At 67.1% G+C, this 23,109-nt stretch carries 13 protein-coding genes; 8 read left to right on the top strand and 5 right to left on the bottom strand.

Going from position 1 to position 23,109, the window contains the following annotated elements; all coding sequences use genetic code 11:
• Nucleotides 1-1,122: an ABC transporter permease gene (locus CAP2UW1_RS10985; protein WP_015766696.1), complete on the top strand. Its 1,122-nt coding sequence runs from the start codon at nt 1-3 to the stop codon at nt 1,120-1,122.
• Here CAP2UW1_RS10985 and CAP2UW1_RS23750 read toward each other — a convergent pair.
• The 5 genes from CAP2UW1_RS23750 to CAP2UW1_RS10960 are packed head-to-tail and all read right to left on the bottom strand — an operon-like array spanning nt 1,103 to nt 10,503.
• Complete coding sequence (locus CAP2UW1_RS23750; RefSeq protein ID WP_049778563.1) at nt 1,103-2,422, bottom strand: sensor histidine kinase; 1,320 nt, start codon at nt 2,420-2,422, stop codon at nt 1,103-1,105. The genes CAP2UW1_RS10985 and CAP2UW1_RS23750 overlap by 20 nt on opposite strands.
• Nucleotides 2,364-3,143, bottom strand: a complete 780-nt coding sequence (locus tag CAP2UW1_RS10975) for a PAS domain-containing protein (protein ID WP_041567816.1) — start codon at nt 3,141-3,143, stop codon at nt 2,364-2,366. The genes CAP2UW1_RS23750 and CAP2UW1_RS10975 overlap by 59 nt, the downstream gene beginning before the upstream one ends.
• Complete coding sequence (locus CAP2UW1_RS23745; protein ID WP_049778562.1) at nt 3,143-8,278, bottom strand: PAS domain S-box protein; 5,136 nt, start codon at nt 8,276-8,278, stop codon at nt 3,143-3,145. The genes CAP2UW1_RS10975 and CAP2UW1_RS23745 overlap by 1 nt, the downstream gene beginning before the upstream one ends.
• Nucleotides 8,253-9,395: an ABC transporter substrate-binding protein gene (locus CAP2UW1_RS10965; protein ID WP_015766694.1), complete on the bottom strand. Its 1,143-nt coding sequence runs from the start codon at nt 9,393-9,395 to the stop codon at nt 8,253-8,255. Before CAP2UW1_RS10965 ends, CAP2UW1_RS23745 begins: the two co-directional genes overlap by 26 nt.
• A complete protein-coding gene (locus CAP2UW1_RS10960) occupies nt 9,388-10,503 on the bottom strand; it encodes an ABC transporter substrate-binding protein (protein ID WP_015766693.1) in 1,116 nt (371 codons plus the stop codon). The genes CAP2UW1_RS10965 and CAP2UW1_RS10960 overlap by 8 nt, the downstream gene beginning before the upstream one ends.
• A 361-nt stretch (nt 10,504-10,864) precedes the next feature.
• Between CAP2UW1_RS10960 and CAP2UW1_RS10955 the strand changes: the two genes are divergently transcribed.
• The 7 genes from CAP2UW1_RS10955 (at nt 10,865) to CAP2UW1_RS10925 (ending at nt 23,107) form a co-directional block, all read left to right on the top strand.
• A complete protein-coding gene (locus CAP2UW1_RS10955) occupies nt 10,865-12,382 on the top strand; it encodes a toll/interleukin-1 receptor domain-containing protein (RefSeq protein WP_015766691.1) in 1,518 nt (505 codons plus the stop codon).
• Nucleotides 12,360-13,973 (top strand): nSTAND1 domain-containing NTPase, encoded by a 1,614-nt coding sequence (locus CAP2UW1_RS10950; RefSeq protein WP_015766690.1) that lies wholly within the window; start codon nt 12,360-12,362, stop codon nt 13,971-13,973. The genes CAP2UW1_RS10955 and CAP2UW1_RS10950 overlap by 23 nt, the downstream gene beginning before the upstream one ends.
• A 108-nt stretch (nt 13,974-14,081) precedes the next feature.
• A complete protein-coding gene (locus CAP2UW1_RS10945; protein WP_015766689.1) occupies nt 14,082-16,334 on the top strand; it encodes a WD40 repeat domain-containing protein in 2,253 nt (750 codons plus the stop codon).
• 270 nt (nt 16,335-16,604) lie between these two features.
• Complete coding sequence (gene csm6 / locus CAP2UW1_RS10940) at nt 16,605-17,807, top strand: CRISPR-associated ring nuclease Csm6 (RefSeq protein ID WP_015766688.1); 1,203 nt, start codon at nt 16,605-16,607, stop codon at nt 17,805-17,807.
• Complete coding sequence (locus tag CAP2UW1_RS10935; RefSeq protein ID WP_199931627.1) at nt 17,752-19,032, top strand: RAMP superfamily CRISPR-associated protein; 1,281 nt, start codon at nt 17,752-17,754, stop codon at nt 19,030-19,032. Before csm6 ends, CAP2UW1_RS10935 begins: the two co-directional genes overlap by 56 nt.
• Entirely contained in the window at nt 19,029-21,926 is a 2,898-nt protein-coding gene (cas10, locus tag CAP2UW1_RS10930; protein WP_015766686.1) for a type III-B CRISPR-associated protein Cas10/Cmr2, read from the top strand. The genes CAP2UW1_RS10935 and cas10 overlap by 4 nt, the downstream gene beginning before the upstream one ends.
• Nucleotides 21,926-23,107 carry a type III-B CRISPR module-associated Cmr3 family protein gene (locus tag CAP2UW1_RS10925; protein WP_015766685.1) on the top strand — a complete coding sequence of 394 codons (1,182 nt, stop codon included), beginning with the start codon at nt 21,926-21,928 and terminating at the stop codon, nt 23,105-23,107. Before cas10 ends, CAP2UW1_RS10925 begins: the two co-directional genes overlap by 1 nt.
• The last annotated feature ends 2 nt before the right edge of the window (nt 23,108-23,109 follow it).

Raw genomic sequence — 23,109 nt, 5'->3', positions numbered from 1 at the left:
ATGCGCGGCCACCTCGAGAACATCTACCGCCTCGGCCTGAAGGAACTGATCAGTCTGCGCTACGACGTGGTTCTGGTGGTCCTGATCGTGTACTTCTTCACCTACGCGGTATACGCGCCGGCCAGGGGAACGCAGATGGACCTCATCAACGCCTCGGTGGCGGTGGTCGACGAAGACCGTTCGCCGCTCTCGCGGCGACTGCAGGACGCACTGCTGCCACCCTATTTCCTGCCACCCGCGGCGATCAGCGTCGCACAGATCGACGCGGCGATGGACCACGGACTTTACACCTTCGTGATCGACATCCCGCCACGCTTCCAGGCGGACATCGAGAAAGGCCGCCGGCCGACGATCCAGGTCATCGTCGACGCCACGGCGATGATCCAGGCCGGTAGCGGTGCCAATCACATCCAGAACGTCATCCAGCAGGAAATCGCGGACTTCCTGAGCCTGCCTGCCGCGTCGGCGGTCCAGGTCGTCACGCGCTCGCGCTTCAACCCCAACCGGGAGTCGCCGTGGTTCGTCGCCGTCATGCAGGTGCTCAACAACATCACCCTGCTGGCGATCTTCCTCAGTGGCGCGGCATTGATCCGCGAACGCGAGCACGGGACGATCGAGCACCTGCTGGTGATGCCGCTCGCGCCAGCCGAGATCATGCTCGCCAAGATCTGGGCCAACGGCCTGGTCGTCGTCGTTGCCGCCAGCCTGTCGCTGCGCCTGATGGTCCAGGGCGTGCTGCAGGTACCGATTGCCGGCTCGCTGCCGCTGTTCGTCGTCGGCGAGGTCATCTACCTCTTTTCGGCGACGTCGCTGGGGATCTTCCTCGCTACGCTGGCCCGCTCGATGCCGCAGTTCGCCCTCTTGGCGATGCCGGTGTTCATTGTCATGAACCTGCTCTCGGGCAGCAACACACCGTTCGACAGCATGCCGATGCCGGTACAGAGAATCATGATGTTCTCGCCGTCCACCCATTTCGTCAGTCTGGCACAGGCCATCCTGTTTCGTGACGCCGGTTTCGCCGTAGTCTGGAAGGAATTCCTGGCGACGGCGGCGACCGGTGCCGTCTTCTTCACCGCCGCCTTGCTGCGCTTTCGCCGAACGGTCAGCGAGTTGCAGGGCTGAGCCGCTCCGGCGCCGTCCGCGGCAAGGTCAGGGTGAACAGCGTCCCGTCACCCGGTGCGCTGTCCACCTTGATCGAGCCGCCGAGCACTCCTGTCACCACGTTGTAGACGATGTACAGCCCCAGGCCGCTACCGCCCTGGCCAAGACGGGTGGTGAAGAACGGGTCAAAGATCCGCGTCAGGTTTTCCGCCAAAATGCCCACACCGTTATCGGAATAAGTCAGGCGGACGAGCTGCGCATCCAGCGTCTGTCCCTTGAGCTCGATGCGACCCGCTTCGATGCCGGCGAAACCATGCGCCAGCGAGTTTCCGACCAGATTGACCAGCACCTGTTCAAGCGGACCCGGATAGCTGTCGAGTTCCAGACCACCCGGGACGTCCACCTCGATCTGGTGACGCAAGCCCTTCAACACCGGCCGCAAGGTCGTCAGCACCTCGTCGGCAGTCTGCCGCAGGTCGAACGAGCGGCGCCGGGCACTGCTCTGGTCCACCGCCACCTCCTTGAACTGGGCGATCAGGTCGGCCGCACGTTCGGCGTTGCGCTCGAGCAACTCGACTGCCTCGCGGCCGCGAGCGAGGAAGGTCGTCACCTGCGAGCGCCGCACGCTTCCGGACTCGACCGTCACGGCGAACTCGCGCAACAACTCGCCGAGCGTACCGGCGACCAGCCGGGCGTTACCCAGCGGCGTGTTCAGTTCGTGCGCCACGCCCGCCACCAGATGGCCCAGCGCCGCCAGCTTCTCCGTCTGCACCAGATGCTCCATCGCCTGCCGCAGATCGGCATTGCTGCGCGCCAGGGCAGTCGTACGCTCGCGCACGACGTCTTCGAGATGCTCCCGGTAGCGCTGCAACTCCGCCTCGACGCGCTTGCGCTCGGTAATGTCGATGTGGACGCCGACGATGCCGCAGATCGCGTCCCCATCCCTGATCGGAGCGATCACGTTGTGGATGTGTCTCTGCGCATCGCCGACCCCAAGACACACGTCCTCCCCGACGATCTCCCCGGCCAGCGCCCGAGCGTTGTTGCTGTGCCAATGCGCCAGCAGAGCCTGATCGTCGGTGACCTCCGCCGGGCGCTTGCCGCTGACATCCCCCCAATGTTCTCGCGATGCCGAGTTCTGCAGCACGTAGCGGCCGCCAACGTCGATCAGGAACAGGTCAAAGGGAATGCTCTCGATGGCCGTACGCAGGCGTGCCTCGCTCTCGCGCAGCGCCGTTTCCGCCCGCTTGCGTTCGCTGACGTCACGCACGAACGCGAAGTCGTATTCTTCGCCCTCGTACTCGACATGGTTGGCAATCACCTCGACGGGAAAGATCGTCCCGTCCCGTCCCGTCCCGACGCCGATGCCGGGTCTCGATGCGGCGCTTGCCGAGCTGCCGGGTCAGTTCCCAGTGTGGCGGCCATCGCTCCGCGGCAAAGTCCGGATCGATCTCCCAGACCGCCATGCTCAGCAATTCGTCGCGAGTAAAGCCGAGCGAACTGCACGCCTGCTCATTGACCTCGACGAAGTATCCGTTGGGAGCGATCCAGAACACGGCATCCGAGGCCCGGCTGATCGAGAGTTGGGCGAGCCGCAGCGCCTTCTCTGTCCGCTTGCGCGCATCGATATCCACATGCGTGCCGACCATGCGCAGCGGTCTGCCCGCGGCGTCGCGCTCGATCACCTTGCCGCGAGCGTTGACCCACCGCCAATCACCGCGCTTCGCCTGCATCCTGCACTCGATGCTGTATTCGGGCAGGCTGCCCTCCAGATGCGCCTGCACGGCCGCCTCCGCCGGAGCGCGATCGTCCGGATGCAGGCGCTCGCGCCAACTTGCGTAGGTGGCCGGGAACTCGCCGGGAGCGTAGTCCAGCATCGTGTACCAGCGGTCGCTGAAGAACATTTCGCCCGCTTGCAGGTTCCAGTCCCAGATGCCGTCGCTGGTGGCCTCGATGACCAGGCGCAGGCGCTCTTCACTGCGTCGCCGGACGCCGGCGGCGGCGTCAGCGGCGTCGCCGGCGGGCTGGATCCGGTTAACCATCAGCCGGACGCCGGCCGCTCGGGGGCACAGCGCGGCAGCGTCAGGGTGAAGATCGTTCCCTCGCCGGTGGGGCTGGCCGCCTCGATGGTGCCACCGAGTACGCCGGTGACCAGGTTGTAGACGATGTACAGACCCAGGCCGCTACCGCCCTGACCCAGACGGGTGGTGAAGAAGGGCTCGAAGATGCGGTTGATCGTCGCCTCCGGGATGCCCACTCCGTTGTCGGTACAGCGCAGGACGATGTGCTTCGGCCCGCTCGCTTCGGCGTGCAGCTCGATGCGACCCTCGTCGACGCCGCTGAAGCCGTGCGTCAGCGAGTTGCTCACCAGATTGCCGAGCACCTGTTCGAGCGGCCCCGGGTAGCTGTCCAGTTCCAGCCCGGGCGGAATATCCACGTCGATCCGGTGACGGGAGCCCTTGAACGACGGTCGCAAAGCCGCGAGCATCTCGTCGATCGTCTGGCGCAGGTCGAACGAGCGCCGCCGGGCGCTGCTCTGGTCCACCGCCACCTGCTTGAAGTGACCGATCAGGTCGGCGGCGCGCGCCGAATTACGCTCGAGCAGGTCGACCGCCTCGCGCCCGCGGCTGAGGAAGGTGTCGACCTGCGAACGGCGCACGGAACCCGATTCGATCGCCAGGGCGAACTCGCGCAACTGCTCGGCCAGCAGGCTGGCAACGACGCGCGTGTTCCCCAGCGGCGTATTCAGCTCGTGCGCCACACCGGCAACGAGGTTACCGAGCGCCGCCAGCTTTTCGGCCTGCACCAGTTGCACCATCGCCTGACGCAAGTCCTCGTTGGCCCGTTGCAGGTCGCTCGTCCGCTCGCCAACCAGTTCCTCCAGATGCTCGCGGTAGCGCTGCAGCTCGTGTTCGGCACGCTTGCGATCGGTAATATCGTAGATCAGCGACAGCAAGGCATCCTGCTCGCCGACGCGGATGACTTCGCCCGACCAGAGAGCCTCGCGAATGTCGCCGCTGCGCGTGGCAAAGCGCGTCGGCGCTTCCCGGACAAAACCTTCGGCGCGCAGCTTGGCAATCATCCGGTCGCGGTGTCCGGGATCGGCCCAGATGCCCATTGCCGTGGAGGTCTGGCCGACCATTTCTTCGCGGGCATAGCCGAACATGCTCATCAGTTGCGCATTGACATCGAGGAAACGGCCGCTGTCGATCTCCGTGATGGCCATCGGCGCCGGGCTGGCACGGAAAGCCGTGGCGAAGCGTGCCTCGCTTTCGCGCAGGGCGGCTTCCGCCCGTTTGCGCTCGGTAACGTCGAAGATCAGCGACAACAAGGCGTCTTCATTGCCCAGCCGAATGATTTCGCCCGACCAGAGCGTGTCACGAATATCGCCGGTTCGGGTGACGAACTGCGTCGGCGCTTCGCGGAAGAAGCCGTCCACGCGTAGTTGCGCGATCATCCGCGCGCGCTGTCCCGGGTCGGCCCAGAGACCCAGTTCGGTCGAGGTGCGGCCGATCAGTTCCTTACGGGTATAGCCGAACATGCGCTCCAGTTGCGCGTTGACGTCGAGAAAGCGGCCGCTATCGATGGGAGTGATCGACATGGGCGCCGGGCTGACGTGGAAGGCCTTGGCGAAACGTTCCTCGCTTTCCCGCAGCGCCGCCTCCGCCCGCTTGCGCTCGGTGATGTCCGAGCCGACGCTGAACACCTCGACCACCTGGCCACTGGCGTCGAGGATCGCCTTGTTGGTCCAGGACACCCAGACGCGCTCGCCGCCACGGCGCATGTTCTCGTTGATGTTGTGCTCGAAGCGCTTGGGCTCGGCACAGATCTCGTCCATCAGCGGACGCAGGTCGGTGCCGTTGCTGCCATCGCCGGGGACGATGGTGCCGACCACATGCTGGCCGAGCAGTTCGTCCTCCGTGTAGCCGAAAAACTTCAGGCCGAACTCGTTGATGAAGGTGATCTCACCCCGCTGATTCCAGCGCAGGATGATGCTGTTGGCGTTCTCGACGAGTTCGCGGTAGTTGAGCTCGCTCTGCAGCAGCGCCTGTTCGGAACGCCGGCGCTCGGTGATGTCGTTGGCCAGCACGAGTTCGGCCGGTCGCCCCTGATAGGAGAGCGTGTGCGAAATGATCTCCACATCGATCAGCGTGCCGTCCTTCGTCAAATGCCGCCAGAAGCCGGCGTAGTCGATCCCCTCGTCCACGGCGACGATGTCTTCCAGCAGCAGCGGAATGTCCTCGCTCGGCCGGATGTCCATGATCGTCATGCTCATGAACTCGTCGCGCGAGTACCCGTAGCGGCTGACGGCGGCGTCGTTTACGGTCAGGAAAGCCAGCGTCTGCAAGTCGTAAACCCACATCGGGTGCGGATTGCTGTCAAAAAGAAGCCGGTAGCGCGCCTCGCTCTCGTGCAGAGCCTGCTCGGCCAGCCGGCTCTGGGTGATGTCCTGGATCGTGCCGATCATCTTGACCGGCGCGCCGTCGGCGTCGAACTCGAGCTCGCCGAGACCATGCACCCAGCGCTCCTGGCCGTCGTCGTGGCGGACGATGCGGTACTCACGGTCGAAGCGGTTATGCTCGGCGAGGACGTGATTGCTCAGGTGCTGAACAACTTCCTCACGTTCGTCGCGATGAACCAGCGCCATCCATCCGTCAACGGTCTTCGGGAAGGAATCGTCGATGCCGAGGATACGGTCCAGCTTCTCCGAACTGATCCAGGTGGCGGAGCGAGTGTCGAAGTAGTAGGAACCCAGGTCGCCGACTTCCTGCGACCTTCGCAGAAGCTGCTCGCTCTCGCGCAGAGCCTGATCGGCCAGTTCGCGCTCCTTGCGCGTGCGCATGACGTTGATGCCGAAAGCCAGGTCGCCCGCGAGTTCGTTCAACAGGTCGACTTCGTCGGCATCGAAGGCGTCCAACGCCGACGCGTAGATGCTCAGGGCCCCGAAGATCAGGCCGCCGGCCTGCAGCGGCAGCGCGCACAGGGCACCATAGCCACGCTCGACCGCCTGCGCATGCCACGGCGCCAGGCCGGGATCGCTGACGATGTCCGGAATCATGCAGGGTAATCCGCTGCGGATCGCCCGGCCACTCGCGGACTGTCCACGCTCGTCGTCTGCCCAGCTCGTATTCAGGGTCTCGAGATAGCCGTCCTCATAGCCGGCGCAGGCCACCGGCCGCACCGTCCGCGCCGCATCGTCTTGCGCATAGCCGACCCAGGCCATCCGGTAACCGCCGACCTGCACGACAATGCCGCAGACGGTATGCAGCAAGTCGGACTCGTCGGTGCTGCGAATCAGGGCCTGGTTGCAGTCGCTGATCATGCGCAATTGCCGGTTGACGTGACGAAGCGCTTCTTCGGCACGCTTGCGTTCGCTGATGTCGATGACGATGCCCTGGTAATGGCTGATCTGCCCCGCGGCATTTCTTTCAGCCACCGTTCGGTCGTCCACCCAGCGCACCCTCCCGTCGCGCGTGACGATTCGATACTCCTGGACGAAGCGGTCGGTGCCGCTGTCGGCGTACCCCTGCACTTCGCCGGCCACCCGATCGACATCGTCCGGATGGATCAGCGAACCAAAGAGGACCGATCCATCGAGCAACTCGTCGGCCGAGTAACCGAGCTGCCTCACATTGTGGGAGACGAACACGGCCGGCCAGCCGGGCTCGGCGCGCCAGCGAAAGAGCATCGCCGCGCTGTTCTCGACGACCACATTCGCTTGCCGAAGCTCTTCCTCGACGCGCATGCGCTCGCTGATGTCGACGGCGACACCCATCACCTGGACCGAACCCTCGTGATCGCGCACCGGATTCATGTAGGTGTCGAAAACGGTGTCACCGACGCGCGCGACGTAATGCACCGCTTCGCCGCCGATCGCCCGGCGTGCATGCTCACAGATCTCCGGGTAATCGCGATAGAGCTCGAAGATGGAGATGCCGCGCGCCTCGCCCGGCACCAGCCCGACACTCGCCAGGCCCTTGCCCTCGCTGAGCGAGAAAACGCCACGCGCGTCGAACTGAAAGATCACCACCGGCGCGCTGCTGATCACCGAGCGGTAGCGCGCTTCGCTGGTCGCCAGTTGCCGCTCGCGCAGGCGAATCGCCAGCGACATGCGATCGAGGTCGTCGGCCAGGCGGTGGAACTCCCGGATATTGGACGCCGGCCAGGGCTGATCGTAGTCGCCGTCGGCTAGCGCGTGGGCCTGCTCGGTGTAGCTGCCGATACGCCGGGCCAGCGCGCGTGCCAGCAGCAGTGTCCCCGCCGCTGCCAGGAGCAGCGCCACCAGGCCACCGGCGGCCACCACCCAGAAGGTCGACAGCAGCGGTCCGAGCGCCTCGCCGCGCGTCTGGGCGACGAGCACGGTCCAGCCGAGTTGCGGCACGCTGACCGGCGTGCCGATGTAGGTCTCGCCGTCGAGTTCGAGTTGGCCGGTCGCCAGCTGCCCCTGCAGGGCCCTTTCGACGATCGGCAGGTGACCGAGATTGAGCTGCTGGCCGCCGAAGCGGGGCTGGGATTGGGCAATGACCTGCCCACGGCGGTCGAAGATCATCGTCAACATGCCGGAGTCGCCTGGCAAGCGCCCGAGAAACGCGGACAAGCGGTCGATCGCGACTTCGCCGATCAGCAACTGCTCGCCCACCGGGATCGCCAGGCTGACCGTCAAGCGGGCGCTTACCGCCGAGAGGAAGACCTCCGACCACAACACCTGCTGGTGCTCACGCGCCTCGCGAACCACCGCCCAGCGCGAGAGGTCCATGTTCAGCAGATCGTTACGCTGCCCGCGCAGTCCCTGTGGCAGACCGACGGCATACAGCGAGTCGTCCACATCAACGATGTAGATCGCGGCGAAGACGTCGCCAGTGCCGGCATGCGCGTCGAGCGGGTCGAACCAGAACGACGCGGGCTGGCCGTCGCGCTGGCCGAGAAAGGCCGCCAGTGCCGACAATTCCCGCCCGCCTCCGAGCAGATGCGCCTCGACTTGCCCCGCGATGGCACGCGCCAGACCCTGGTGATTCGTCTCGACGCCCGCCCGCACCTGCGGCAGCAGCACCCATACCCCGAGAACAGCCACCAGCAGCAGCGGCAACATGCCGACCAGGGCAAATCGCCACGCCAGCCACTGCCAGAGCGGCCGCGCGCCCGACACGGCCCTACCTGACGAGCGCGAAGCGGCCATCACGTACCACCGTCACGAAGAGCTTGCGCCGGACGTCGCCGAACGTGTCGAAACCGATCGGCTCCTGGAGCCCCTCGAACTGGCGGACAGCCAGTATGGCTTCCTTGACGCCCTGCTGGGGTTCCCGGCGCCCGGCCAGCGCGTCGAGTATCACGTTGCCGGCATCGAACGCGTTGACTGCAGCCGCGTCGGGTTCGCGATGAAACCGCTCGCCGTAAAGGCGGCGAAACTCCTGGTAGCGCGGTGCGCCGCTGTTGCGGTCGAAGTCCTGGACCAGTGTCAGCCCCTCCACCGCCTTGCCGCCCACTTCGATCAGTCGGTCGCTGGCCGCCCACCCGGAAGCCGTGATCGGCAGCCGACTGTCGAGCTTGCGGATCTGCTGGCTGAGCAGCGCCGTATCGGTCGCGTTGGCGAGAATCAGGATGCCCTCAGCCGGCGTCGCCAACGCCTCCCTGGCAATCGTCAGGAACGCCGTCTCGCCACCCGACGCAAAACCGATACGCTGAACCAGCTCTCCGCCACCCTGCTGGTAAGCCGCCTGGAAGCCGGCAAGCCAGCTCTCGGTGAAGGATCGGTTGCCGGTATCGTAAACCGCGACCAGGCGCCGCGTTCCCTGCTGCTCGAGGAGGAACTGCGCGACGCGGCCCGCATTGTCCAGGGTCGCGGTGTTTACCCGAAAGAAATGGTCGTCCAGAGCGGTCAGCTCGTCGGTGCTGACGGTCGGACTCACCAGCAGCACCCGCGCCTGATTGGCGATCGGAACGACGGCCATGGCCATGGCGCTGGTCATCGGGCCGACGATCGCGACGGCCCCCTGGTCGATCAGTTCGCGGAGCACGCGCCGTGCCACCTCCGGGTTCTGCTCGTCGTCCCTGAGCAGGAGTCGCACCTGGCGCCCGCCCACGCCACCCGCCTGATTGCGTTGCTCGACCGCCAACTGCACGGCATCGCGCCCGGCAATGCCGAGATCGGCGCTGCGTCCGGAGGTGCTGCCGACGAAGCCGATGGTGAGGGGCTCCGACGGCACGCAGCCGGCGAAGGCCATGCCGCCAAGGGCGACGACCGCCGCCGCGCGCAGCCGGTCGCAGAGCCTGCCGGCAAGCGAGCGCCTATCCACCGTGCTCGACCACAACGAACTGCCCGTCGCGCACCGCCGTGACGACGATGCTCCGCTTCACGTCGCCGAACTCGTCGAAAGTGAGCGATTCCTGGACTCCCTCGAAGTGCTTCAGTGCCAGGACCGCTTCCTTGACAGTCTGCCCGGCACGCTGCTTGGCGAGGGCGTCGAGCACCACGTTGGCGGCGTCGAAGGCGATGACGCCGCCAAAGCCGGGCTCGCGATGAAAGCGCTCGCGGTACGCCTGGCGAAAGGCCAGGTAACGCGGCGCGCTACTGTTGCGGTCAAAGTCCTGCACCACCGTGAGTCCTTCCACCGCCTTGCCGCCGAGTTCGAGCAGACGTTCGGTAGCCGCCCATCCCGAGGCGATGATCATTACGCCCCTGTCGAGCTGGCGAAGCTGCTGGCAGAGCAGCGCCGTATCCATCGAGTTGGCGACCACCAGAACGGCGCCGGGGCGCGTTGCCAGCAAGTCGATCGCCAGTTGCCGAAAGGTCGTCTCGCTGCCAGAGGCGAAACTGGCCACCTTGACCACTTCGCCACCGCCCTGGACATAGCTCGCACGAAAATCGGCGAGCCAGCTTTCCGCATAGGACTTGTTGCTCGAATCGTAGATCGCCGCGACGCTGCGCCCGGCGTCCTGTCGGAGGAGATGGCGAGCCATGCGTGCGGCGTTCTCATGGGTCGACGAGTTGACGCGCAGGAAATGGTCATCCACCCCGGTGAGCGCGTCGGTGGTGGCGGTCGGGCTCATCAGCAGCACCCTCGCCTCGTTGGCAATCGGCACCACAGCCATGGCCATGGCACTGGTCATCGGCCCGACGATCGCCACGACCCGCTGATCGATCAGTTCCCGCACCACCCGCTGCGCGACCTCCGGCTGCTGCTCGTCATCGTGGATCAGCAGCTTCACCTGGCGCCCGGCGACGCCTCCGGAACGGTTGCGCATATCGACGGCCAACTGCACCGCATCGCGCCCGGCGATCCCGAGATCGGCAGCGCGTCCCGAGGTGCCGCCGATGAAGCCGACGGCGATCGGTTCGGGCGGCGAGCACGCCGTCAGCGCCAGCGTGGCCAGCACCACGCCCGACGCCGCCAGCCTCCTCACCAAGGCCAGGCTCCCAACCGATCTACCATCCACGCTTTCCCCCTCGCAGCCTCAGCGACCCGTCACCCCGCCACTGTAAGGCAATTTGTCCCCTACGGGAATTTCCGGCCGCGGCTCAGACAGCGAAGAGGCTCCCGCGTGGTCGCTGCAAGCGCCCTTGCCGCCACGCTCGGCTTCGCCGTCGCTGGCTGGCCAGGGTGCGGGCGGACGCGCGGGGACGACCGGCAGCGCGTGGTGACGATGGCGAGAGCGTGTATGATCCGATTCGCGGCCCCGGCCTTGCGCGCCAATGCGCAGCACTGCCGGCAGCACCTGCGGGCCGGCCCCCTGCATCCCTTGATGACTCGCCTGGCAGCCACCGATGAAGTTTGCGGACGATGTATTTATCAGTTATGCCCATCTCGACAACCAGGCCGTTGTCGAGGGACAGCCCGGCTGGATCTCCCGCTTCGACCGCGCGCTGAAGATCCGCCTTGGGCAGTTGCTCGGCAGGGAACCGCGCATCTGGCGTGACCCCAAACTGCAGGGCAACGACTTCTTCGCCGATACGCTGGTCGAACGCCTTCCCGAAGTCGCGGTGCTGGTCGCCGTGTTGTCGCCGCGCTACGCCAACTCGGACTGGTGCCGACGCGAGATGAGCACCTTCCAGGCGGCCACGGAGGCCCATGGCGGCAGCCGAATCGGCAACAAGTCGCGCTTGTTCAAGGTGATCAAGACGCCGCTGCCGCTCGAGAACCACCCACCCGAAGTCGAGTCCCTGCTCGGCTACGAGTTCTTCTGCGTCGATCCGGAAACCGGCAGGGCGCAGGAGCTGGACCAGACCTTCGGACAGGAGATGCAGGCCAGGTACTGGCAGAAGCTCGACGACCTGGCCTACGACCTGGCCAGCCTGCTGCAGGTGCTCGACGACCAGGCCACGCCGACACCGCTTGCCGGCGCCGGCAAGGGCAACGTCTATCTGGCGGAAACCAGTTCCGACCTGCAGCCACAGCGCGAGGCCCTGCGCCGCGACCTCGTCCACCAGGGCTACCGGGTATTCCCCGATCGCCTGCCGCCCTCCTGGCTGGCCGCCGACTGGGAAGCGTTCGTGGAGCAGCAGCTTGCCGCCTGCAAGCTGTCGGTGCACCTGATCGGCAGCCAGTACGGGATCGTTCCCGAAGGAACGCAAAGCTCGATCGTCGCGCTGCAGTACGAGCTCGCCGCGACGCGCAGCATGAGCGACCTGGCCCGCCTGATCTGGCTGCCGCCCGAACTGCCCCTCAACGACGAGCGCCAGCAGCGCTTCGTCGAGCAACTGCACACCGATGCACGGCTGCATCGACGTGGCGACCTGCTGCAGACGCCGTTCGAGGATCTGAAGACCGCCGTCTACCGCATGCTGAGCCCGCCGGCGGAAGCGCCGCGCAGCCGCGAACCCCAGGCCGCCGAGGGCGTGATCCGCATCTACCTGATTTGCGACGAGCGCGATCTCGAGCAGATCGCGCCGCTCGCCGATCATCTCTTCAGCGAGGGCTTCGAGGTCATCCTGCCGCTCTTCGATCCCGACGAGACGCAAGCGCGGCTGGACCACGAAGAAAACCTGCGCCTTTGCGACGCGCTGCTCATCTACTACGGCCAGGGCAACGAGCTGTGGCAGCGGCGCAAGCTCAGCGAACTGCGCAAGAGCGCCGGCCTCGGCCGCAGCACGGCGCTGCGCGGCAAGGCGATCTACGTCGCGCCACCGCTGACCCCGCAAAAGGCTCGCCTGCGCACGCACGAGGCGCTGGTGCTGCAACAGCCGACCGACACCTTCGATCCGAGCGCGCTGGCCACCTTCATGGGTGAGCTGCACGCCACGGATACTGCCCCTGCCGGCGATGTCAAGCTCGGCGCTCTCTGACGGCGTGCCGGTGGCGCCCGCGGCAGCAGCGGCGCATCCCGCCGAGGCGGCCGCCGTCAATCCGTTTCCCGGCTTGCGGCCCTTCGAACCGGACGAAGACTACCTGTTCTTCGGCCGCGAGCGGCAGATCGACGAACTGCTGCGGCGGCTGCGCAGCAATCGCTTCCTCGCGATCATCGGCAGTTCGGGCAGCGGCAAGTCCTCGCTGGTGCGGGCCGGACTGATCCCTGCGCTCTACGGCGGCTACATGACGCGCGCCGGCTCGAGCTGGCGGGTCGCCATCCTGCGCCCCGGGCACGCGCCGATCGGCAACCTGGCGCGCGCGCTCGACACGCCCGAGGTACTCGGCGCCGGCGGCGAACTCGCCGAGTTCAATCGACTGCTCCTGGAAACCACGCTGCGCAGCAGCGCCCGCGGTCTCGTCGATTGCGTCCGCCAGGCGCGCCTGCCGGACGCCGACAACGTCCTGGTGCTGGTCGACCAGTTCGAGGAACTCTTCCGCTTCAAGCAGAGCTGCAGCGCATCGCGCGACGAGGCGGTCGCCTTCGTCAAGCTGCTGCTCGCTGCCGTGCAACAGAACACCCTGCCGATCTACGTCATCCTGACCATGCGCTCGGATTTCATCGGCGACTGCATCGGCTTCCAGAGTCTGCCGGAAGCGATCAACGCCAGTCAATACCTGGTACCGCGGCTGCGCCGCGAGGAGTTGCAGGCGGCCATCGTCGGCCCGATAACGGTCGGTGGCGGCCGAATCGCCCCGCGCCTGGTGATCCGTCTGCTCAACGAGGTCGGCGACGACCTCGACCAGCTACCCGTCCTGCAACACGCGCTGATGCGCTTGTGGGACTACTGGCGGCAGCACGGCGACGCCGGCGAGCCGCTCGATCTGGCCCAGCACGAGGCCATCGGCACGCTCAAGGAAGCCCTCTCGCGCCACGCCGAGGAAGCCTACCAGGAGCTCGGCGAGACGGAACAGGCGATCGCCGCCGATCTCTTCAAGGCGCTCACCCTGCAGGGCGACAACGGCCTCGGCATCCGCCAGCCGGCGCCGCTGGCCACCATCTGCGCCATCACCCGTGCCGCGCCCGCCGACATCATCCGCGTCGTCAACTGCTTCCGGGCGCCGGGACGCTCGTTCCTGATGCCACCGCCGGACGTTCCCCTGGAAGCCGACACGATCCTCGACATCTCGCACGAGAGCCTGATGCGCTGCTGGGAGCGACTGCTCCAGTGGACCGGCCAGGAAGCGCGCTCGGCCTGGCTCTATCGGCGCCTGGCCGACCGCGCGGCGCTGCACGAACAGTCCGAAGCCGGGCTGTTGCGCAACCCCGAACTGCAACTGGCGCTGCAGTGGCGGCAGGAGCGGCAACCCACCGCGGCCTGGGCGGAGCGCTACGGCCTGCACTTCGAACGTACCATGGCCTTCCTCGACGCCAGCAAGGAGGCGTGGGAGCAGGAACTCGCCGAGCAGGCGCTGGCCAGCCGGCGCAAACAGCGCCAGACCCGCCGTCGGATCGTCGTCCTCGCCGCCGCGGCGCTGGTCACCCTGATGTTCGGCATCTACGCGCTGTGGCAGCGGAACCTCGCCTGAGAGAATCAGCGGCGGGCCGAGGAGCAGAAAGAGATCGCCGAGCAGCAGGCCGGGCTGATTCAGGACAGCTACCTGGTCAACGCCGCCAGCGTCGAACCCGATCCGCTGGTGCAGGCGCTGCTGCTCGCCGAACTGGACGACCGGCACGACCCGCTGGGCGGCGTGCGCGTAGCTCGCCAGGTTGCCGAACAACTGCTGCCGCTGAACGTACTGAAAGGCCACGAACAGGGTGTCACGAGCGCGAGTTTCAGTCCCGACGGTCGACAGATCGCCACCACCTCGCGCGACGGCAAGGTCAATCTCTGGCCGGCCGACGGCAGCGGCCGCGCACGCACGCTGAGCATCGCCGACGGCCCGCTGGCCAGCGCCGCCTTCAGCCCCGACGGCCGCCACCTGCTGGTGACGCCGCTCGAACATGGCAACGTCCAGGTCTGGCCGACGGCAGCCGGCGGCGGCCCGGTCAACCCAGTCAATCTTGGCGATACCGCCAGGCTGCGCGCCGCCGCCTTCAGCCCGGACGGCCAGCGCGTCGTCGTCGCCTACGACGACGGCCTGGCGAGGATCTGGCCGGCGGACGGCCACGGCGCACCGATACTCCTCAAGGGGCACACCTGGCAGGTGCTGAGCGCCGCTTTCAGCGCCGACGGCCGGCAGGTCGTCACCGCCTCGCGCGATGGCACCGCCCGGCTGTGGTCGGCGGCCGACGGCAAGCTCCTGGCGGTCCTCGACGGCCACGCCGGACCCGTCCTCGCGGCCAGCTTCAGCCCCGACGGGCGGCAGGTGGTGACCGCCTCCGCCGACGCCACCGCCCGTCTCTGGCACAGCGACGGCAGCGGCCAGCCGATCATCCAGCGCGGCCACACCGATCAGGTGCTGAGCGCTGCCTTCAGCGGCGACGGCAAGCGCCTGCTCACCGCGTCGCTCGATGGCACGGTGCGCCTGTGGCCGGTCGATGGGCAAGGCGAGGCGGATGTCCTCGGCGAGAATCGCGGCCCGGTCCGACAAGCCAGTTTCAGCCCCGACGGACGCTGGGTGGCGATCGTCGCCGCCGACGAAACGGCCCGCCTGTGGCCGCTGAACGGCGGCCAGCCGGTCGTCCTGCGCGGGCATGCGGCGCCGGTGCTGAGCGCCGCCTTCAGCGCCGACAGCACGCGCCTGATCACCACCGCCGAAGACGGCACCGCCCGCATCTGGCCGCTGGAAGCCAGCGAGCCGGTGGTGCTGCACGGGCACGAGGGACCGATCTGGCGCGCCGCCTTCAGCCCCGACGGCCAACAGATCGTCACCGCCGCGCGCGACGGCACCGCCCGCCTGTGGCGGGTGAGCGGCGACGAGGGCCAGGCGCGCGTTCTGCGCGGCCACGAAAAGCCGGTCTGGTCGGCCGAGTTCAGCCCCGATGGCCGGCACGTCGTCACCACCTCGCTCGATGGCACCGTCCGCCTCTGGCCGACCGCCGGCGACGGCGAAGCGCTCGTCTGGCGCGGTCACACCTGGCCCGCCGGGCACGCCGTCTTCAGTCCCGACGGGCGTTGGGTAGCGAGCAGTTCGCTCGACGATACCGTACGCCTCTGGCCGGTCGGCGACCACGCTCAGCCGCGCGTCCTGCAGGGCCATACCGGCTGGGTGCGCGCTGCCGCCTTCAGCCCGGACAGTCGCCGGCTGGCCAGCGCCTCGGCCGACGGCACCGTACGCCTGTGGTCGGTGGACGGCTCCGCTGAACCGCTCGTCCTGCGCGGCCACGGCGGCCAGGTGTCGAGTGTCGCCTTCAGCCCGGACGGCAAGTTCGTGGTGACGGCAGCGCGCGACAACACCGTGCGCATCTGGCCGGCCGACGGTCAAGGCGGGCCGCTCGTCCTGCGCGGCCATGGCGACGCGGTCAGCAACGTGGTTTTCAGCCCTGACGGCACACTCGTCGGCAGCGCCTCCGCCGACGGCACGGCGCGCGTCTGGCGGGTCGATGGACGCGGCACGCCGGTGATTCTGCGCAGCCACCAGGCCTCGGTCACCAGCATAGCCTTCAGCCCCGACAGCCGGCGCGTGCTCACCGCCTCGCGCGACGGCACCGCGCGCGTCTGGCCGGCCGACGGCAAGGGGCAGGAAATCGTCCTGCGCGGCCACCGCGGCGCGGTCACCAGCGCCGCCTTCAGTCCCGACGGCAGCCACGTCGTCACCGCATCGCGCGACGGCACCGCCCGCTACTGGCGCGTCACCTGGCCGGCACTCCTCGACCATCTCAAGCACGCCACCCGCGCCTGCCTCAGCCCGGCGCAACGCGAGCACTTCATGAACGAGGAAGCCGCCACCGCCCTCGCCCGCGCCACCGCCTGCGAACAGAGACTCGAGCGGCCGCACAAGGACTAGCACCCACCCGCCGTGCCACGTAGCCACGTAGGTTGGGGTGAGCCCGCGAACCCCAACACCTCGCGTCGGCTGACAACCCCGCCGCGGTCTCGTGCCCTCCAGCACCCCCTCAAGCTCGCCATCACCGTTCGTTCGCCGCCTGCAGGACCGCGTCAAATCGCCCACGGCATACCGACGACCCACTTGCCTGAGCCGCAAGCTTGCCGTTCGCCCGCGCAAGACAAAAACGGCGACAATCCATTCCGTTCCCACGGTCATTCCTTCGCTGCCATGCTCGACGCCCACCAACAGCCGCATCAGTTCCCACGCCGCCTCCTCGTCGCCGTCACCGGGCTCTCCCCGCAGATCGTCACCGAGACCCTCTACGCGCTGGCCGTCGCCCCGCCGGCGAGTGCGTTCGTGCCCACCGAGATCCATCTGATCACCACGCGCAGCGGTGCCGAGAAGGCTCGCCTCGCCCTGCTCTCGGACGAACCGGGATGGTTCCACCGTCTCAGCAACGACTACGCGCTGCCACCGATCCACTTCGCCAACGAGACCATCCACGTGCTCGAGGATGCCGACGGCAGGCCGCTCGAAGACATCCGCTCGCCCGAAGACAACCGCCGCGCCGCCGACGGTATCACCGGCATCATCCGCGGATTCACCGCCGACCCCGACTGCGCGCTGCACGTCTCGATCGCCGGCGGCCGCAAGACCATGGGCTTCTTCCTCGGCTACGCGCTGTCGCTCTACGGCCGCCCGCAGGACAAGCTCTCGCACGTCCTCGTCTCGGAGCCCTTCGAGGCCAGCCTCGGTTTCTACTACCCGACGCCGACCAGCCGGGTTCTCGAAATGCCCGGCGGTCGCCTCGTCGACAGTGCCAAGGCGCAGGTGACGCTCGCCGAACTACCCTTCGTCAGCCTGCGCCACGGCCTGCCCGAAGCCCTGCTTACCGGCCTGGCGAGCTATAACGAAACCGTCGAGGCCGCCCGCCATGCGCTCGCCCCGGCCGAGTTGCAGATCGACCTCGCGACGCGCCGCGTGCGTGCCGCCGGCAAGATCTTCGCGCTGCCGCCGGCCGAACTGGCCCTGCTCAGCGTCTTCGCCCGACGCGCGCTGCGCGGCGAAGCGCCATTGCCGGCGCCCGCCAAGGAACTCGCCGATGCCGACTGGAAGAAGCGTTATCTCGTCGAACTGCGCTGGATCGCCGGGCCGATGAAGGACCTCGACGAAACCGAGCGCGCGCTGCGCAAGGGCATGGATGGCGGCTACTTCTCGGCGCACCTCTCCAAGCTCAAGAAGATCCTCAGGCGCGAACTCGGCCCCGTCGCCGAGCCCTACCTGATCAGCGACGGCGGCAGCCGGCCGCGCCGCTACAGCCTCGGCTTGCGGCCGACGGCGGTCACTTACGACGCTCTCGAACAGGAGGGGGTGCGTGGATGCGAGATCTGCGCGCCTCTTCAGCCAACGCCCCGTCGTCTCGAAAACTGACAAGCTTGCCGTCGCTCAAACCGTCCGCAGGAGACGCTATGCTGCAAAGGATTGCAGCCAAGCGCTCTCCCAGGGACACGCATCCGACCTACCATCCGGAACCGATGAGGAAGAAATGACAAGAACACACATCGAGTACGACCTCAGCTTCGCCACGCCTGCCTTCGTCGGCGATGCGGCGCAACAGGCACAATGGCGCACCCCACCGCTCAAGGCGTTGATTCGCCAATGGTGGCGAGTGGTCAAGGCACCCCAGGTCGGTTTCAGCGTCGACGGACCCGACGGATTACGGGCGGCCGAGAACATCCTCTTTGGCAGCGCATCCGACAACAAGTCACACCAGTCTCTCGTAAGACTGCGTCTGAAAGAATGGGCGGTGGGCCATCTGGCCAATTCCGCTTGGCCCAGACAGGAAATTAACAAGATTTCTCTCGGAAAGCCGGGACCAGGCATTCGCGCCGATCTTTACCTTGGCTTTGGCCCGGTGGCACCAGAGAGCAGAGGAAAAGGGATCGCCGAGCATGTACGGCTGGCGATCGACCCGCAAAAACAGCGCAACGAACTGTCGGTCCTGTTTGCGCGAACGGTTACCGGAAGCCAGATCGACGAAGTTCGTCAGGCAATCCGGTTGGCTTCGTGGTTTGGCGGCATTGGCAGCCGCTCGCGCAACGGCTGGGGGTCGATCACATTTCAGGGCGACGCCATCCCCCGACTGCCGCCATCTCCTAACGACTTGACGGCTTACTGCCAGCCGTTCCGCGGATGCTTCACGACCGATCGCGACTGGCCGCATGCAATCGGCAAAGACGACCTGGGTCCGCTGGTCTGGGTGGGAAAAAAGGACGGAGCGACGTTCAGGAACTGGCGAGAGGCCGTGTTTTTCCTCGCCACCTTACGACGTGACATCCGGGCTGCTGCAAAGCACTTTGGGCGGAATGAAGACATTTCCGCCAACCAGTTGATTGCCTACCCGGTAACCAAAGCGAACAACAGGCGCTGGGGCAACGACGAACGGATCGCAGGATCGCTACGCCTGAAAGTCGTTGAAACGGGGCAGGGACTGGTGCCGGTCGCGGTCCATCTGCCCTGTGCGGTTCCCCGGGGCCTGTTCGACAAACTATCGTCGAACGATCAACAGTGGATCAATCGCCATCAGATCGAGATCTGGGGCGCTGTGCATCAGGACATCGACCAGAAGATGAATCGCCTTGGAGCCGCCAAATGAACAGCCTCTGGAAAAAGAAACTCGCCGCCTGGCTGCACGACCCGGCGGAGAAGGCGCTGGTCCTGATGCGCGACGACGTGGGCCACGAACACGGTTCGGTAAAAGCCCTTCGCGAACTGCTCGGCATCAACGGTAGCGATTTCGACAAGCGCGCCGACTGGTTCGCGGCGGCGGCCGACCGACCACAATGGCCATGCGAACCCGGCCGGAAGCGCCCCGCGTGGGCCAACGTCCGCTTCGCCAATCAGCCGGTGCTGATCCACCCGCTGTCCGGCGAAGAGATCGACCTGGGCAGTCTGGACGAAATCGCCGCGAGGCATATCCGCACGGTCAGCCTGGAACACTTCAGCGAGCTGATCGAACGCGACGCCGACGGCAAACCCGACCTGCGGCTGACCTATCTCGCCTTCTGGCGTTTCGGCCCCGAGCCTGCCCTCGTCGCGCCGGAAATCGGCGATCTCTGGCGCATCCTGCCCGCCGACACCCGCGTCCCCGATCACTCGATCTGGACGCACCTGGACACCGTTTCGGCGCTCACCGGTGCGCTCGCCGACGACCAGCCGGCCCTGCTCAGCATGAGCTTCGGTCCCGTCCAGGGCTTCATCGCCCAGGCCCGTTCGACCTCCGACCTGTGGGCGGGATCGCACCTGCTGTCCTCGCTGGTTTGGGAAGGTCTCCAAGTCATCTGCTCAGCGCTCGGGCCTGACGCCATCGCCTTCCCCAACCTGCGCGGCGTCGCCGCGGTCGACCGCTGGCTACTCGAAGTCGCCGACACGACGGGCCACGGCGCGCAGTGGCGCCAGCGCTTCGCCAACATCGACGCCGAATGGCTGCACCGCGCCACCGACGCCAACCCGCTATTCGCCGCGACGCTGCCCAACAAGTTCATGGCCATCGTACCGGCGCGCCAGGCCGAGCAACTGGCGCGGCAGGTCGTCGCAGCCGTTCGGGAAGCAGCCCGCGCTTGGGCTGCGGAGGCTGCGCTGCGCGTTCTCGGCAACGGCGATGGCACCCTGCACTGGCAAGGACAACTCGACAGCCAGCTCGCCGGCTTCCCCGAAGCGCAATGGGCCATCGCCGAGTGGCCCATCGACAACGGGAGCGACGGGCTTCCCGATGCCGATCGCTTGCGCCAGGCACTGAACGCTTACGGCACCGACAGCCTGTTCGGAGAAAGAGTCTGGAAAGTGCTCAACCGCGAGGTAACGGTCGACGGCGCCGACTTCTTTAAACCCAACGCGGGCATTCTCTATCCGGCCGTGCACGAACTTGCCGAGCGCAGCCTCGCCGCTGCCAAGGCACTGCGTCCCTTCAAGCCACTGGCACAGCACGGACACCGCTGCACGCTTTGCGGTGAACGCGAATGGCTGGCTGACAGCCATGGCCAACTGCAAGTCCCCGCCGGCGAGCGTCGCGAGACTCCCTGGCTACGGCAAGCCAACCACTACGGAATCCGCAAGGGCGAACATCTGTGCGGCGTATGCACCCTCAAACGCCTGTGGCCGACGCTGTTCGTCGAAGAGCTGGGCGAGTTGCTCGATGACAGACCGGCCCGTTTTGTGATCAGCACACACACCATGGCACTGGCGACGTCGCTCGACCACCTGGCAGACAACTTCGGGACGACAACGCTTGAAACGCTCAGGGCGCTGTCGTGCAAATTTGGTATCGTCGAGCACCAGGCCGTAGCGCTTCCGAGTTCGCTGCATGCCCGCTTGTGCGCGCTGCGGCAACCCAACCTCGTTGAAATCGTCAAGCGCCTGCCATCGGCCCTCGACGACGCCCGCGACGACGCGGCCGAAGGGCGTCTTGCGGATGACATCACCAAACTGCTCGGCGCCAGACCCGAAACCTACTACGCGCTGATCCAGATGGACGGCGACCATATGGGGGCCTGGCTGGCTGGCAATGACCCCGACTATCAATGCCGCTTCCCGGCCACCTGGCACCCGCAGGTACGCGCGTCGCTCGACCCATTCCGTGGCGACCCAGCGGTGGCCGCCTATCTGGACTCATCACGGCCCCCCTCCCCGGCTCGCCACGCCGCCATATCCGCCGCGCTCAACGATTTCTCGACGCACGTCGCCCGACACATCGTCGAAAACGTCTGCAAAGGCAAGCTGCTCTACGCCGGCGGCGACGATGTCCTGGCAATGCTCTCGGTCGACGATCTGCTGCCGGCGATGCTCCTGCTGCGCGCCGCCTGGAGCGGCAGCGCCGACTTGAGTGGCTTGCCGGGCGACATCGACGTCAAGGGACTGCAACTCAAGAAGGGCTACGCCCGCCTCAAGGGCCGCCTGATGCCCATGATGGGCAGCCGTGCCAGCGCCAGTATCGGCGCGGTGATCGCCCACCACCAGTCGCCGCTGTCGGCCGTGCTGCGCGAGTTGCGTCGAGCCGAAGCGGCGGCCAAGACGCATGGCCGCAACGCCTTCTGCCTGCGCGTCATCAAACGTGGTGGCGGGGAAGTCGGCGTCACCAGCCGCTTCTGGGCGATGGCGCAGGCAGGAGGGCCAACGCCCGCGGCACCGCTGCTGGCCGATACCGCCTTGGGACTACTGCTGCGCTTCGCCGAAACACTGGCGCAGCCCCAGGTTTCGCGACGCGCCGTGTACAACGCCCTCGAATGGCTGTCCGGCCTGCCGGAACGTGGCGGCGACGGCATGAGCGACGAAGCCTGGCGGGACATGCTGGCCAGTAATCTGGCCTGGCAGATCGCAAGACAGGGCGGCGTGGTGCAGCACGCGAGGGAGTTCGTCGACCTGGCCTGTCGCGAAAGTGCCAGGCCGTCGGAAACGACGCGCGTCCTCGGCGAGTTGCTGGTCACCGCCGAATTCTTCGCCCGCAACGGCCGCGCCTTCGGCCACGCGGGTACACAAGCAGGAGCATTTTGATGAGCGTACCGACGCCCTTCTACCACTTCGTTCAGCCGCTCGACGTGCTGATGATCCGCGGCAACAAGTCTTTCGGCGGCGACGGCCAGCACGGCGAAGCCGTCATGCCGCCCTGGCCGTCGCGCTTCGCCGGCGCCTTCCGCGCGGCGCTGCTCGGCAAGGACGCGGGCCAACTCGCGAGCTTCGCGCATGCCGGCGACCGCCTCACCGGCGAGTTGGGCGCGGTGCTCGGCAGCCGTGACGCGCCCGGCAGCTTTGCCATCAATTGGCTGTCACTCGCAATTCTCGGTGCCGGTGCCGGTGCCGGTTCGCTGCGCGCGATCGTGCCGCTGCCGGCCGACCTCGTCGCCTTCGACGCCCCCGGTGTCGCATCGCTGGTCGCCCTTCAGCCGACTGCCCCGTCGGCCGGCTGCACGGCAAGCGGCGAGTTGCCTCTCGTCGCCCACCTGCGTATCGCCAGGCAGGCCAAGCCACAGGCCGGCCGCTGGCTCGACGCCACAGGCCTGGCTGCGTACCTGCGCGGCGAACTGCCGGCGCGCACGCTGAGCAGCGCCGATCTCTTCAAACGCGAAACCCGGCTGGGCATCGCTCTCGACCACGGCTCGCGAACGGCCGCCGATGGCGCGCTCTATACCAGCGAAGCGATCGCCCTCGACCAGGCCGTCGGCTTCCTCGTCGGCTGCGAGGGAGACGCTGGCCAGTTGCCGAAATCAGGTCACCTGCGACTCGGTGGCGACGGCAAGGGTGCAAGCTACCTCGCTATTGCCTTCACCGCACCCGTTGTACCCCCGCAAGAAATCACGACCAGCCGCTGCTTCCGGATCATCCTCGCGACGCCTGGCCTATTCGCCGGCGGCTGGCTACCGGAAGGTGTCACGCGCTGCGGCTCCGCGGGGGAGTACCGACTGCAAGGCGACGGCTTCTCCGCGCGCCTTGCCTGCGCCGCCGTCCCGCGCTTCGACACCATCTCCGGCTGGGATCTCGTGCGGCAGCAGCCCAAGACCGCCCAACGGGCGGCCCCGGCCGGCAGCGTGTACTGGTTCGACGACTTTGCCGGCGATGTCGGCAAGCTTGCCGAATGGGTGGCTGGCGGCCTGTGGGGCGATAATCCTGACCGACAACGCCGCGCGGAAGGCTTCAACCGCGCCTGGCTCGGACTTTGGAGGAGAAACACACCGTGACT

The organism is Candidatus Accumulibacter phosphatis (genome assembly GCF_000024165.1).
GTDB classification, from domain to species: domain Bacteria; phylum Pseudomonadota; class Gammaproteobacteria; order Burkholderiales; family Rhodocyclaceae; genus Accumulibacter; species Accumulibacter phosphatis.
The sequence above is the reverse complement of the archived record's forward strand: the minus strand, read 5'-3'. Positions and strand labels throughout refer to the sequence as shown.

Excerpts from the sequence above, each read along its gene's own strand:
- csm6 (WP_015766688.1), top strand. The coding sequence starts at position 16,605 with ATGCTCGACGCCCACCAACAGCCGCATCAGTTCCCACGCCGCCTCCTC.
- CAP2UW1_RS10955 (WP_015766691.1), top strand. The coding sequence starts at position 10,865 with ATGAAGTTTGCGGACGATGTATTTATCAGTTATGCCCATCTCGACAAC.
- CAP2UW1_RS23745 (WP_049778562.1), bottom strand. The coding sequence starts at position 8,278 with ATGGCCGCTTCGCGCTCGTCAGGTAGGGCCGTGTCGGGCGCGCGGCCG.
- CAP2UW1_RS10975 (WP_041567816.1), bottom strand. The coding sequence starts at position 3,143 with ATGGTTAACCGGATCCAGCCCGCCGGCGACGCCGCTGACGCCGCCGCC.
- CAP2UW1_RS10925 (WP_015766685.1), top strand. The coding sequence starts at position 21,926 with ATGAGCGTACCGACGCCCTTCTACCACTTCGTTCAGCCGCTCGACGTG.
- CAP2UW1_RS10985 (WP_015766696.1), top strand. The coding sequence starts at position 1 with ATGCGCGGCCACCTCGAGAACATCTACCGCCTCGGCCTGAAGGAACTG.
- CAP2UW1_RS10950 (WP_015766690.1), top strand. The coding sequence starts at position 12,360 with ATGTCAAGCTCGGCGCTCTCTGACGGCGTGCCGGTGGCGCCCGCGGCA.
- cas10 (WP_015766686.1), top strand. The coding sequence starts at position 19,029 with ATGAACAGCCTCTGGAAAAAGAAACTCGCCGCCTGGCTGCACGACCCG.